This window comes from Marinobacter sp. C1S70 (genome assembly GCF_000475355.1).
Classification (GTDB): Bacteria; Pseudomonadota; Gammaproteobacteria; order Pseudomonadales; family Oleiphilaceae; genus Marinobacter; species Marinobacter nauticus.
Genome location: NZ_AXBW01000018.1, coordinates 35,085 through 47,951, shown reverse-complemented (window position 1 = coordinate 47,951; position 12,867 = coordinate 35,085). Strand labels below are relative to the sequence as shown.

The window sequence follows — 12,867 nt, the reverse complement described above, 5'->3', positions numbered from 1 at the left end:
ACTGATGTGGCAATTCTTTCACAAACTGGGTTCTCCCAAATGGTTCTTCGGGATTGCAACCCGGTTTATGCCGTGGTTGCTGGCGATCGGTATCATTCTGCTCCTTGCCGGCCTGGTCTGGGGTCTGGCGTTTGCTCCCAAGGACTATCTGCAGGGCAACAGCTATCGCATCATTTTTATCCACGTTCCCACTGCCTTTCTCGCCCAATCCATTTACATCATGATGGCGTCCGCCGCCATCGTTACGTTGGTCTGGCGCATGAAACTGGCGGATGTCTTCGTGAAAGCCGTGGCGCCGGTTGGCCTGGTGTTTACCTTCCTATCGCTATTCACCGGCGCCGTCTGGGGTAAGCCTACCTGGGGGACCTGGTGGGTGTGGGATGCCCGGCTGACTTCCATGCTTATTCTGCTTTTCCTCTATGGCGGTGCTATCGCCCTCGATCGGGCCATCAATGACGAAAAATCCGCTGCCAGGGCGGTAGCGGTGCTGGTGCTGGTGGGGGTGGTAAATATCCCGATTATCAAATACTCCGTGGAGTGGTGGAATACACTGCACCAGCCGGCCACGTTCAAACTCACCGAAAAGCCCTCTATGCCCGTTGAGATGTGGGTTCCGCTGCTGCTTTCGGTGCTCGGGTTATACCTGTTGTTTGGCTGGCTGGCGTGTCTGCGCATGAAAACCGAAATTGTCATGCGGGAGCAAAAAACCCGCTGGGTGAGAGAGCTGGTGATGGCGGGGAGAGGCTGACCGATGGCGTTTGATTCTTTTTCAGCATTTATCGCAATGGAAGGCCATGGTCCCTATGTCTGGACCTGTTATGGCGTGTTCGCCGTTCTGCTGGTTGGCCTGATGATCTGGTCGTCCCGGCATCATCAGGCGGTTATGGCCAGTTGCAAACGCCGTTACCAGCAGCAGGAAAGCAGCAACAGTGCCCGGCCCAAACAGGCTGCTACGTTCGCCCGTGTCGAAGTTTCCCAGGAATAAACAGCAGGTAATCCATGCATCCGATCCGAAAAAAACGACTGACCATTGTGCTCTTTCTGGTGGCCGGTATTGCCATTGCGGTAGGCCTGACCACCTATGCCCTCCGACAGAATATCAACCTGTTTTACGATCCTACGGAAATTGCAGCGGGTAACGCGCCGGTTGATGTCCGGATCCGGGCCGGTGGCATGGTTGAAGAGGGCAGTGTGGCAAGGGATACCGACAGCCTGAAGGTGAACTTCCGGGTGACCGACTATGCCGCGTCGGTGCCGGTACAGTACGAGGGCATACTGCCTGATCTGTTCGCCGAAGGGCAGGGCGTGGTTGCCATGGGGCGGCTGAATGAACAGGGCGTGTTCGTGGCCGATCAGGTTCTGGCCAAGCACGATGAGAACTATATGCCACCGGAAGTGGCCGAGGCGCTGGAGCGTTCTTCCAAGGGGCAGCACAAGTCTGCTGATGTGGAAAAAGCCGCGGAAACCACGGCGTACTGAGCGCTCAATTCATTTCTGACGTTGGAGAAACCCGATGTATCCGGAACTCGGACAGCTTGCACTGATTCTCTCGTTGCTGCTGGCAGTACTTCTCTCCGTGGTGCCGCTTGCGGGCGCTCTGACCGGGCGTGACAGCCTGCAGGCATTTGCCCGGCCACTGGCGTCCGGCATGTTTGTGTTCACCGCCCTGGCGTTTGCGATCCTGACCCACGCCTTTCTGGTGGATGACTTCTCGGTGGCCTATGTGGCCAATAACAGCAACAGCATGTTGCCCTGGTACTACAAGTTCAGCGCGGTCTGGGGCGGCCATGAGGGCTCGTTGCTCTTGTGGATACTGATGCTCATAGGCTGGACGCTGGCCGTTGCTATCTTCAGCCGTAAACTGCCTTCGGTGATGGTCTCCCAGGTGTTGTCGGTTCTGGGCATGGTCTCCGTTGGCTTCCTTCTGTTTATCATTCTGACCTCCAACCCGTTTGACCGTCTGCTGCCGAACGTACCGGCAGATGGGCAGGATCTGAATCCGCTGTTGCAGGACATCGGCCTGATCATGCACCCGCCCATGCTCTATATGGGTTATGTTGGTTTTTCGGTGGCCTTTGCGTTTGCCATTGCGGCACTGATCAACGGTCGACTGGATGCGGCCTGGGCTCGCTGGTCGCGCCCCTGGACCACGGTTGCCTGGTCCTTCCTGACTGTGGGCATCGCCCTGGGCAGCTGGTGGGCCTATTACGAGCTTGGCTGGGGCGGCTGGTGGTTCTGGGACCCGGTTGAAAATGCCTCACTATTGCCCTGGCTCTCGGGTACCGCCTTGATGCACTCGCTGGCAGTCACGGAAAAGCGCGGGGTCTTCAAAAGCTGGACCGTGTTGCTGGCTATTGTCACTTTCGCACTGAGCCTGCTGGGTACCTTCCTGGTTCGTTCCGGTGTGCTCACCTCCGTTCACGCCTTCGCGTCGGATCCGGAGCGAGGCAGTTTCCTGCTGGCGTTGCTGGGCATTACCATTCTGGCCAGCCTGACACTCTATGCCTTCCGGGCGCCGGTAGTGCATGTCCGCTCCCGTTATGGCTCCCTGTCCCGGGAGATCTTCCTGCTCCTGAACAATGTCTTGCTGGTATCGGCCACGATGCTGGTGGCCATCGGCACGCTTTACCCGCTGGTGCTGGATTATCTGGACCTGGGCAAGCTGTCTATTGGTGAGCCGTTCTTCAATACCACCTTCAGTCCTCTGGCGGTGGCAACCGGCCTGCTGCTGGGCGCGGGGATTTTCTCTCGCTGGAAGAAAACCGACGGCGGCTGGCTGGCCCGCAAACTGCTGTGGCCGCTGGCTGTCAGCCTGATTGCCAGTGCCGCGGTGATGATCGGCTACGGAGGGTTTGCACCCTGGGCCTTCCTGGGTGTGTTTGCGGCCATGTGGGTAGCGGTGGCCACCGCCTGGGATCTTTGGGATAAATCCGCCTCCCGCAAAGGGCGCTGGCATGGACTGAAGCGCCAGTCCCGCAGTTACTGGGGCATGGTTCTCGGGCATCTGGGGCTTGCCATGGTGATGGCCGGTGCGACGGTGGTTTCCAACTACGGGATTGAGCGTGATGTGCGCATGCAGCCGGGTGACCGCGCTATGGTGGGGGATTATGAGATTGTATTCACCGACATTGGTGAGCGTCGTGGCCCCAACTTTACCGCCCAGTACGGCAGCTTCAATGTCTACCTGGATGGGGAGCTGGTGACTGACCTGCATCCGGAAAAGCGGCAGTATCCGGTTGGCATGAGTGTGATGACCGAAGCGGACATTGATGCCGGCCTGTTCCGGGATATATTTGTAGCCATTGGTGAGCGTATCAGTGACGATGCCTGGGCTATCCGGCTGCAGTATAAACCGTTAGTGCGATGGCTTTGGCTCGGATCCCTGGTGATGGCCATTGGTGGTTTCCTGGCGATTGCCGACAAGCGATACCGTATTCGTGTGCGCGATGAGGAAGCCGTGAAAAGCGGCGAGCCGGCAGCGCCGGGTAAAGTGGCGGAGGCGTCCTCATGAAGCGGGTATTGCTGTTCCTGCCGCTGGTGATTGCCGTCGGCGTGGGGATATTCCTGTTTGCCGGCCTGGGCAAGGACCCCACCAAACTGGAATCCGTGCTGATCGGCAAGCCCGTTCCCGAATTCAGCCTGGAGTCTCTGGACAATCCGGAGGTTCAGCTGGATCCCTCAGTGTTCCAGGGCGAAGTATCCTTGTTGAATGTATGGGCCGAGTGGTGCCCCTCTTGCTGGGATGAGCATGAATACCTGATGTATCTGGCCCGGGAACAGGGAGTTCGCATTGTGGGCTTGAACTACAAGGATCAGCGGGAATGTGCCTTCCGGTTCCTGAACCGGCTGGGTAATCCCTACGAGACCATTATCTTCGACCCGAAGGGAACGCTGGGTTTTGACCTGGGCGTGTATGGCGCGCCGGAAACCTTTGTTATCGACGCTGAGGGAGTGGTGCGCTATCGCCACGTAGGTGTTGTGAACCAGAAAGTCTGGGATGAAGTGCTCTTGCCGGTTATCGCTCGGGCCCGGGGGAACAGCTGATGCGTTTGTTGCCTGCTTTCTTTGCCGTGTTGATGATGCTCTCGGTGCCGGCAGTTGCCGAGGTGTCTGAAGTCTATGACTTCGATACCCGGGCTGAAGAACAGCGTTATCAGCAATTGATCTCAGAATTGCGCTGTCCCAAGTGTCAGAACCAGAACATCGCCGATTCCAATGCGCCGATCTCCAAGGATATGCGAGACGAGGTCTACCGCATGATGCAGGATGGGGCCTCCAATGAACAGATCGTGGGTGCTCTGGTCGACCGTTTCGGCGAGTTCGTTCAGTACAAACCGCCGGTGGATAACCGCACCATTCTACTCTGGGCCTTTCCGGCGATTGCCACCATTGGCGGTTTTCTGATTGTGGCCGGTGTGGTGTGGCGTGCCCGCAGGCGTGAAGACGAACCGCCCCTGAGTGCGGAAGACCGGGCCCGGGCAGAGCAGATTCTGGCCAGTCAAAGTGACAAGGCTGATCGCCGATAACTCCCATTCATTTCGAGACGTGACGATATTTCCATGACCGATACTTTCTGGATTGCCGGGACCGTACTCATTCTGGTGGCCCTGGCCTTTGTGCTTTATCCAGTCTTTTTTCATAAACCCCGGGCCCGCCTGGAGGCGGATCTGCGAAATCAGAATCTTCTGGCCTATCGCACCCGGCTCAAAGAGCTGGAGAACGAGCATGAGGCCGGCATACTGGATGACGAGAGCTACAAGCAGCTGAAGGAAGAGCTGGCGGGCGCCATGCTCGATGATGTACCGGAGGAGCCCGTTACCCAGCGACGAGTACCCGGGCGGCGTAGCGCCATGGTTGTCGCCTTGCTGGCGATCCTGGTCTTGCCGGTGGGCACCTATTTCGGGTATCAGGAATGGGGTTCCATGGATCAGGTGGAGCAGTTCCTTGCGATGCAGGAAATGAATGCCACGCAAGGCGACCAGACGGCCCGCATGGCGGAATTGGCCGACCAACTGCGCAAGCGACTTGAAGAAAGCCCGGACAATGCCGATGGGTGGGCGATGTTGGGGCAGACCTACATGCGTCTTGAGCGCTATGAGCAAGCGGCCGAGGCCTATCGCCGTCTTGCCGATGTGGTATCCGAGGACCGAAACGCCAGCGCGGTGGCCCTGGGGCTGGCTGCACAGGCTAACTATTTTGCCAGCGAAGGCGAGATGACCCCGGCGGTTACCGATGCCATTGCGGCTGCCCGGGCCCTGAACCCGGATGAGGTCAATGCACTGGGGCTGATGGGCATCAATGCCTTCGGTCAGCAAAACTACCGGGAAGCCATTGAATACTGGCAGCGTATTACCGAGGTAGCGCCGGACCATCCACAGCTCGGGGCCATCCGTGGAGGTATCGAGGAGGCCTACCGACGCCTGGGCGAGACCCCGCCTGAGGGAGTTGCCTCCGAGCCTCAGCAGGCTGCTGGACCGGGCGTGTCCTTACGGGTATCGCTGGACGAAGGTTTGCGCCAGCAAGTGGCTGACAATACCGTGCTGTTCATCTTTGCGCGGCCAGCGGCTGCGGCGGGCGGTGCGCCGGTTGCTGTTGCCAGGATGACAGCCGGCGATTTGCCCGCCGAGATCCGGCTGGATGATCGTTATGCCATGTCCCCTGAATCTGCGATTTCTGCACAGCAAGATGTGGTGGTGGTCGCCCGTTTGAGCCGCTCAGGCAGTGTTAATCCGCAGCCGGGAGACTGGGAAGGCCGGGTTGAGGCAGAGGTGCTGCCCCCGGCGGAAGCGGAACCACCTGTCGAGTTGGTGATTAACCAGGAACTGACCAACTGAAATTGAAAAGCCCGTCACTTCGACGGGCTTTTTTCTGGGCCGGAATCAGCGCGAGAGAGACGCGGGATACAGCGGCGGCAGGTCTGGCGATGACGCTTCGTTGTCCCGGGCGGTGTTCCGGCGCAGGCTATCCAGTGCCTGTTGCAGTTGTTGCCTCGCATTCTCTTCGTGGGTATGGTGCTGGCCCGAATACAGTCCGGCCTGAAAGCGGTCAAAGGCGGTTTTCAGTGCGCGGTCTTCTGTCAGTTTGAACAGATCCGAAACGGAATCAAATGAGAGCCTTGGGAAGCGCAGTCGGGCCCAGCGCAGCAGCAGCGTAGACGTTTCCCCGGAGCCTCGTTTGACCGCAGCCTGAAGTGCTTCAAACGCTTCACGTTCGTTGTCGATGCCGCCATCGACGGGTTCTTTGGAGCCCGGTGCTGAGGTTTGACGAGCCCGCCACCAGAGCGCCAGGGTCAGCAACCAAAGGGCCGCAAACACAACCGTAGCCCAAAGCCAGAGGCGGTTTCCGTATGGTTCTGAGCCCTCGGTTGTCTCCGGGGTTACCGGTGAACCTGTGGGCCCCGCTGAATCGTCCGTTATCTGTGCGGGCGGCGCGGAGGTGGCGTTATCGCCGGTAATCCGGAAACGGCGCTCCGGCAACACGGCGTGCTCCAACTGGTCGGTGTCGGTGTTCCACCAGGGTACACGAAGCGCGGGCAGGGTGGTTTCGCCCGCCTGGACAGGCACCAGGGCGGTCACCTGCTGCAGTGTGGCGCGAAGTCCCTCCGGAGTGGTTTCGGTATTGCGCAGGGGCTGTTCCGGGTAGCTGCGGATGGCGTCCGGTAGCTCCCGGGATATAGGCGGCAGGGCTTCGGCGGGCAATCCTAGCGCCTGCAGGGTCACTTTCCGGCTGAGATTGCTGCCGACGGCGAGTTCCTGGGTAGAGGGCAGGCCTTCGTCGCTCAGGGTCAGACTTCGTGCTGGTAACCAGGGCTGATTGTCCGGATATCCGGCAGGTACGGGTTTGACCGGAACGTCATAGAGTTGCTGCCGGTCGCGAAGGAAGCGCAACTGGCCCGAGGCATCCCTGGCCTGGCCCTCAAACCGGATAGGCTCCAGGCTGAGAGTGCCCGGTGTTTGGGGAAAGATGGCGTAACGCCGCTCAACCACCCGATACCGGATTCCGTCGCGATAGCGGGTAAACTCACGCTGTTTGCCCAGTGACTCGATGATGGCGTCCGGGTGCTCAGGCTCCGACAGCTCTCCCCGGATCAGGTTGCCGGAGAAGAACAACTGTATGGTCAGTACCAGCTGTTCCTGAACGTACACTTCCGCCTTGTCTGCGGACAGCTCGATAAAGCTGTCACGGCTGGCCGCCGGTTGATCCGGCGGGGTGCCGGAAATAACCTCGATGTCGACCGGGTCGGAAACGGAATCCTTGAACGTCAGTTCGGGAATTGTCAGTGTACCGGTGCTGGTCGGGGCGAGCTGATAGGTCCAGGTTATTTCGCCTACCATTTCGTTGTTGACGGTTTGCACGCTGTAGCGCTGGTTGCGGGCCAGGATTTCGAAATCCGGCTCGACCTTTTCGATATCTGGCGACGGCAACTGTGACAGATCGAAGCTGAACAGATTGCTCAGATTAATGTCGATTTTCATGGAACCCTTGACGGTCAGGGTCAGTACCTCACCTTCGTAGAGCTGGGTTCGATCCGGTTCCACCACCAGTCTGTCGGCAGCGTGACTGACGGCTGACAGGAGCAAAAGAATGAGTGTCGCGGCAAGGGAGAGAACGCGCGTTACCATGGTGTGTCGCCCTCATCGGGTGTTGTCTGTCGTTGTTGGTACTGTTGCAGGAACTTGCGTTGCAGTAACCCGCCGGGGTTGTCCGGTATACGGCGCAGCCACTGTTCCTGGCCCTGGCTCAGGGGCTGTTCTGATATTTCGGCGGGCGCACTGGCACCACTCTGGCGCTCTCCGGAAGGCCCGTCCGGGCCTGCCTGGGCATTCCGCTGTTGCTCCTGTGAGCCATCCTCTGGTTGTGTCTCTCCGGCGTTATCCTGTGAACTTTCGCCGTTCTCGGAGGGCTGCTGTTGCTCGCCAGGCCGGGGATCCTGATTCTCGCCATTGTTGTTTGCAGAATCCTGCCTGGCGCTGTCCTGGCTGTCATTGCCCTGGCCCTGGCCGCTGGAGCCATTCTGCTGTCCGGGATTCTGATCGTTGCTTTCCTGGTTGTTGTCGCCTTCTCCCTCGCCCTGAGACTTCTGTTGCTGGTTCAGGAGTTGCTTAACCAGTTGCTGGTTGAAGCGCGCATCTTCGAAATCCGGCTGCTGTTCCAGTGCCTGTTGATAGGCGTCAATGGCCTGTTCCAGTTGGCCGGCCCGGGCCAGGGCGTTGCCCCGGTTGTAGTCGCCGGCGGCCCCCGGTTGATTGGCAAAGGCTTCCGCAGCGTCACTGTACTGGCCATCGCGATAGAGCGCTGAGCCGCGCCAACCCGGCTGCTCCAGAATGGTAGCGGCCCTGGCCGGATCCTGCTGGATAAGATTTGGCCCACGCTGGTCTTCTCGCAGCCACAGGCTGCCCCAGTCCAGAGCCTGAACCGGGCGCGGAGCGCCTGCCAGCGGAATCAGCGCGAAGGCCAGAATGGCAAAGGCTCCCCGACGCCAGCCCAGAATGAGTAACGGCAGCACCAGCCACAGCAGCCAGTAGCCGTCGTCCTGCCAGCGATTAACGGTCATGCCGTCCTGTTCGTTCTGCCATTCATCGGTTTGTGATGGCTCCAGGGCCAGGGCGCGAATATCCCGGTCATCCAGGGTCAGTTCGTGGCTGGTTCCGCCGTTGACGCTGGCCAGTTGGGCCAGGGAGTCTGGTTCGGCCTGGCTGATGACAATCCTGCCGTTGTCCCGAATGAATCCGCGCTTTGCCAGGGGAATGGGACCGCCTTCGCGGGTGCCCACCACCAAGGTGTTCAGGGGATAGGGAGTATCTGCCAGTTGCTGACGGATTGCACTGTATTGCTGTTCCGGTACCGCCTCGGAGATCAGCAGTATGCGACCCTGGCCCGGTGCGCCCTGGTCCAGCAGGTCGACCGCCTGACGCACGGCCAGATCGGCGCGGTTGCCCTGGGCAGGCATGATGGTGGGGGCCAGCACGCTGAGCATGGCCTCAATGGTGCGGGTGTCGCCGGTAAGTGGCGTTACCGTGTGGGCGTCGCCGGAGTAAACCACCAGCGCCGTCAAACCGCCTTTTCGCTGCGTGAGGATGTCGCGGACCTTGCGCTTGGCCAGCGTCAGCCTGTCTGGTTCTACGTCGGTGGCCAGCATCGAAAGCGACAGATCCAGAAGAATGACCAGGCTGTCCTGGGTTTGTTTCAGGGGGGTGGGTGCCTGTCGCCAGCTTGGGCCGGCGAGGGCAATTGCGAGCAAAACCAGAGCCAGACTCAGGGGCAACAGGGGCGATCGGGTGGTGCCAGTGGTCTCGTTGGTTCGGGAACGAATCAAGGGCTGTAACAGGTGAGTGGGGATGTATCGGGCCCATCCGGTCTCACCCTGGCGAAGTTGATGTCGGGCCATAAACAGGACCGGAACCGCCAGCAACAGAATTAACCACAAGGGGCGCAGAAAATGGAAGTCAGCCATGGCCAGCCTCCGTAGCGGTGTTTTCCTGATAGCGGTTGGATGCCAGTCGCAGGGCAATCAATAGCAGCCAAAGCCCGGCGGCCATGCTGGCCGGCCAGGCGTAGAGTTCTGTCACCGGCCGGTAGAACTGGCCTTCCTGTTCTATCGGTTCGAGCTGATTGATGCTGTCGTAGATCATTTCCAGCTCTGGCAGGCTTCGGGCCCGGAAATACCGGCCACCGGTCTGTTCTGCCATGCGCGTGAGCAGTTCCTCATCAAGGTCCCTTGAGGGGTTGACCCGCCTTGAACCCAGCAGCCCGCGCTGGATCATGGTATCGGCGCCGATGCCGATGGTGTAAAGCCGCACGCCGGCTGCCTGGGCAATTTCCGTGGCCTTGTCCGGGCTGACCTGGCCAGCGGTATTTGCCCCGTCTGTCAGCAGGATCACCACTCGCTGTTCCTGCGGGCGTTCGCGCAGACGTTTCACCGATAATCCGATGGCGTCCCCGATGGCGGTGGCCCGGCCTGCCATGCCCAGGCCTGCCTCGAACAGGAGGGTCCGTACCGTTTCCCGGTCGAAGGTCAGTGGCGCCTGAACGTAAGGTTCGGTGCCGAACAGAATGAGCCCCAGCCGGTCGCCCTCACGCTGGTCTATGAAATCATCCAGCACCCGTTTCACCGCCTGCAAGCGGTTGATGCTGCGGCCCTGAAGCACCATGTCCTGTTCGTCCATGCTGGGAGAAATATCGACCACTAACATCAGATCGCGGCCGGTTACGGGCATCTGGATTTCTTCGCCAACATGCTGAGGGCGGGCCAGGGCTACCACCAGGCACAGCCAGGCCAGCAATAGCAGAAGCTGGCGCCAGAGCGGCGTTGATCTTCCCCGGGAGCTCACGCCCGGCATTCCGGACAACCAGTGCCCGACGGGAATGACCGGAGCATCCACCGGTTCGCTCTGGCGCTTGCGGTTACCAAGCAGCAGCGGCAGCAATGCCAGTAACAGCACCCACGGGTAAGCCAGACTGATCATGACTGGGCCTCCAACCAGGTTCTGGCGAACGCCAGCGCCTGTTCAGTCTGTGCGCCGGGCCGTGGTTGCCAGGTGCTTGTGACCATAGCCTCAACGACGGGACGGGCGGCGATGCGGTCTTTCGGCGCGGTTTCCAGGAGGAAGTCGATCCACTGCTGCCCGGTCATGGCCTCTGGATGCTTTTCCGGATGACTCTGCCGCGCCGCTCGTTTGAGCAGGGCATTGAGCGCCGCGAACCATTCCGGCGCAGGCCGGGCCTTGGTTTCAAGCTGTTGCAGTTCGGACCAGGCGCTGCGTTTCCAGCGAAGCTTTCGGCGCTCACGGCGCCACAGCCACGCAAATACCAACACAGCGGCAATCGTCAGTATCGCCAGCAGCCACCAGCCAGGGGCCGGGGGCCACCAACCACCGGTAGCTGGTAACTGGATATCACGAAGCTGTGCCAGGGGATCCTGAGGGTTCATCCGATGCGACCTCCCGGGCCCAGCAGCAGGCGCAGGGCCTTAGCCGGATCCTCTCCGGTCGACAGCGTTGCAGAAGCCACGCCGGATGCCCGAAAACAGTCGGCCAGACGTTGCTCATGGGCGTCGATTTTGCCTTGCCAGGCCTGCTGGAAGCGAGGATTAGAGGCATCGAACCAGATCGGGCCGTCCGGGCCGGCAACGGCAAACCGGCCGGAAGAAGGCAGTGCCTTTTCCAGCGGGTCCTGAATGCGGATGGCACTGACCGAGTTGTGCCGGCTCATGGCGCCCAGCAGGGTAGTGGTCTGCTCGGTGATATTCATGAAGTCACTGATGATAAAAACGCGGGAACCGGTGTGTGTGACCCGGCGGGCTTCTGCCAGCGCTGTGTCCAGCCCATGGCTGGAGTCCGTTGCAGGGGGCGGTGGTGTTTTGCCCTGGTGCTGGTGGTTGGCCAGGTGATCCAGAAGGCGCAAGACGGACTTACGGCGCCGGGCGGGCCGGAGTACGGCCAGGTCCCGGTCATTGAATACCAGGCCCCCCACCTGGTCACCTGCCCAGAGTGCCAGCCAGGCCAGCAGAGCCGCAACCTGGGCACCCCGAACCTGTTTGTAGGCGCCGGCACTGGCAAAGAACAGGGTCGGCCCGAGATCGACAATCAACAGTACCGGTCGCTCCCGCTCTTCCTCGTACAGCTTGGTGTGTGGTGCCTGGCGCCGGGCCGTTACCCGCCAGTCTATACTGCGAATGTCATCACCGGGTTGGTACTGGCGCACTTCGGAAAACGTCATTCCGCGCCCTTTCTGCCGTGACTGCCGTAGCCCGGCCTGGCGTGCCCGGACCGGTTTTACCGATGGCAGCTTCAGAGCTCGTGCATCTGCCTGCAGGCGCACCAGCTCTGGCAGGGTAATGAGAGTGGCTGGGCTGGAATCTGCCATGACGCTGTGATGGTCTCCTGTCAGCAACACCTCAGGCGGCAACCGGAACCCGGTCGATCAGCCTCTGCAACACGGAATCGGCGGTCATGCCTTCGGCCTCGGCTTCAAAGGTCAACAGAATCCGGTGGCGCAGCACATCGTAAGCCATGGTCTGAACGTCGTCCGGTGTCACGTAATCCCGTCCATCGAGCCAGGCCAGTGCCCGGGCGCATCGGTCCAGTGCGATAGTGCCGCGGGGGCTGGCGCCGAAGGCGGTCCATCGAGCGAGTTCAGGGTCCAGGGTTGCGGCATCGCGGGTGGCGAGAATCAACGCCAGCAGGTACTGCTCCACAGGTTCCGCCATGTAGATATCCGAAACCGCCTGCCGGGCGGCCATCACTTGTTCCTGGGTTAGACGAATGTCTACGTTCGGGATTCCCTGACGGTAGTCACTGCGCGCAAGGTGCAGAATCTCACGCTCGGCATCGGCAGAGGGATAGTCAATCACCACATGCATGAGGAAGCGATCAAGCTGGGCTTCCGGCAGCGGGTAGGTGCCTTCCTGTTCAATCGGGTTCTGGGTCGCCATCACCATGAACAGTTTGGGCAGGGGAAAGGTTCTCATGCCAACACTGATCTGGCGTTCGCCCATGGCCTCGAGCAGGGCCGACTGGACTTTCGCCGGTGCCCGGTTGATTTCATCGGCCAGCACCAGGTTGTGGAAAATGGGGCCGCGCTGGAATTCAAAGGTGCCGGTCTCCGCGCGGTAGATTTCGCTGCCGGTGACATCGGAAGGCAGCAGATCCGGAGTGAACTGGATCCGGTGGAAGTCACCCTCCAGATGGTCGGCCAGTGCTTTCACCGCGGTGGTTTTGGCCAGCCCCGGCGCGCCCTCAACCAGAAGATGGCCATCGGCCAGAAGGGCAATTAGTAGCCGGTCGACCAGTTTGTCCTGGCCAATAATACGCTTGGCCAGCTGTGCTCTGAGATCACCGAACGTTTGCTGTAACGACATGAAAATAA

General features: G+C 60.3%; 13 protein-coding genes. 7 read left to right on the top strand and 6 right to left on the bottom strand.

Annotation, left to right across the window (positions count from 1 at the left end; translation table 11 throughout):
- Positions 1-4 precede the first annotated feature (4 nt).
- From Q669_RS06005 to ccmI, 7 genes are read left to right on the top strand one after another with little or no spacing between them, the layout of a single operon-like run.
- Complete coding sequence (locus tag Q669_RS06005; RefSeq protein WP_022991601.1) at positions 5-748, top strand: heme ABC transporter permease; 744 nt, start codon at positions 5-7, stop codon at positions 746-748.
- A 3-nt stretch (positions 749-751) separates the two neighbouring features.
- Positions 752-985, top strand: a complete 234-nt coding sequence (gene ccmD, locus Q669_RS06000; protein ID WP_022991600.1) for a heme exporter protein CcmD — start codon at positions 752-754, stop codon at positions 983-985.
- Positions 986-999: 14 nt separating this feature from the next.
- A complete protein-coding gene (ccmE, locus tag Q669_RS05995; protein WP_014421059.1) occupies positions 1,000-1,479 on the top strand; it encodes a cytochrome c maturation protein CcmE in 480 nt (159 codons plus the stop codon).
- 34 nt (positions 1,480-1,513) lie between these two features.
- A complete protein-coding gene (locus Q669_RS05990; protein WP_022991599.1) occupies positions 1,514-3,511 on the top strand; it encodes a heme lyase CcmF/NrfE family subunit in 1,998 nt (665 codons plus the stop codon).
- Entirely contained in the window at positions 3,508-4,044 is a 537-nt protein-coding gene (locus tag Q669_RS05985; protein ID WP_022991598.1) for a DsbE family thiol:disulfide interchange protein, read from the top strand. The genes Q669_RS05990 and Q669_RS05985 overlap by 4 nt, the downstream gene beginning before the upstream one ends.
- A complete protein-coding gene (locus Q669_RS05980) occupies positions 4,044-4,526 on the top strand; it encodes a cytochrome c-type biogenesis protein CcmH (RefSeq protein ID WP_022991597.1) in 483 nt (160 codons plus the stop codon). The genes Q669_RS05985 and Q669_RS05980 overlap by 1 nt, the downstream gene beginning before the upstream one ends.
- Before the next feature lie 33 nt (positions 4,527-4,559).
- Positions 4,560-5,834 carry a c-type cytochrome biogenesis protein CcmI gene (ccmI, locus tag Q669_RS05975; protein ID WP_022991596.1) on the top strand — a complete coding sequence of 425 codons (1,275 nt, stop codon included), beginning with the start codon at positions 4,560-4,562 and terminating at the stop codon, positions 5,832-5,834.
- 45 nt (positions 5,835-5,879) lie between these two features.
- Here ccmI and Q669_RS05970 read toward each other — a convergent pair whose 3' ends face one another.
- The 6 genes from Q669_RS05970 to Q669_RS05945 are packed head-to-tail and all read right to left on the bottom strand — an operon-like array spanning position 5,880 to position 12,859.
- Positions 5,880-7,622, bottom strand: coding sequence for a BatD family protein (locus tag Q669_RS05970; RefSeq protein ID WP_022991595.1), 1,743 nt, complete (start codon positions 7,620-7,622; stop codon positions 5,880-5,882).
- The gene (locus Q669_RS05965) at positions 7,616-9,454 is read right to left on the bottom strand and encodes a VWA domain-containing protein (protein ID WP_022991594.1); all 1,839 of its coding nucleotides are present in this window, start codon (positions 9,452-9,454) and stop codon (positions 7,616-7,618) included. The genes Q669_RS05970 and Q669_RS05965 overlap by 7 nt, the downstream gene beginning before the upstream one ends.
- Positions 9,447-10,466: a vWA domain-containing protein gene (locus tag Q669_RS05960; RefSeq protein WP_022991593.1), complete on the bottom strand. Its 1,020-nt coding sequence runs from the start codon at positions 10,464-10,466 to the stop codon at positions 9,447-9,449. Before Q669_RS05960 ends, Q669_RS05965 begins: the two co-directional genes overlap by 8 nt.
- The gene (locus tag Q669_RS05955) at positions 10,463-10,930 is read right to left on the bottom strand and encodes a DUF4381 domain-containing protein (protein ID WP_022991592.1); all 468 of its coding nucleotides are present in this window, start codon (positions 10,928-10,930) and stop codon (positions 10,463-10,465) included. The genes Q669_RS05960 and Q669_RS05955 overlap by 4 nt, the downstream gene beginning before the upstream one ends.
- The gene (locus Q669_RS05950; RefSeq protein WP_022991591.1) at positions 10,927-11,865 is read right to left on the bottom strand and encodes a DUF58 domain-containing protein; all 939 of its coding nucleotides are present in this window, start codon (positions 11,863-11,865) and stop codon (positions 10,927-10,929) included. The genes Q669_RS05955 and Q669_RS05950 overlap by 4 nt, the downstream gene beginning before the upstream one ends.
- Positions 11,866-11,896: 31 nt before the next feature.
- On the bottom strand, positions 11,897-12,859 hold the full coding sequence (locus tag Q669_RS05945; RefSeq protein ID WP_011785419.1) for an AAA family ATPase: 963 nt from the start codon (positions 12,857-12,859) through the stop codon (positions 11,897-11,899).
- Between the last annotated feature and the right edge of the window lie 8 nt (positions 12,860-12,867).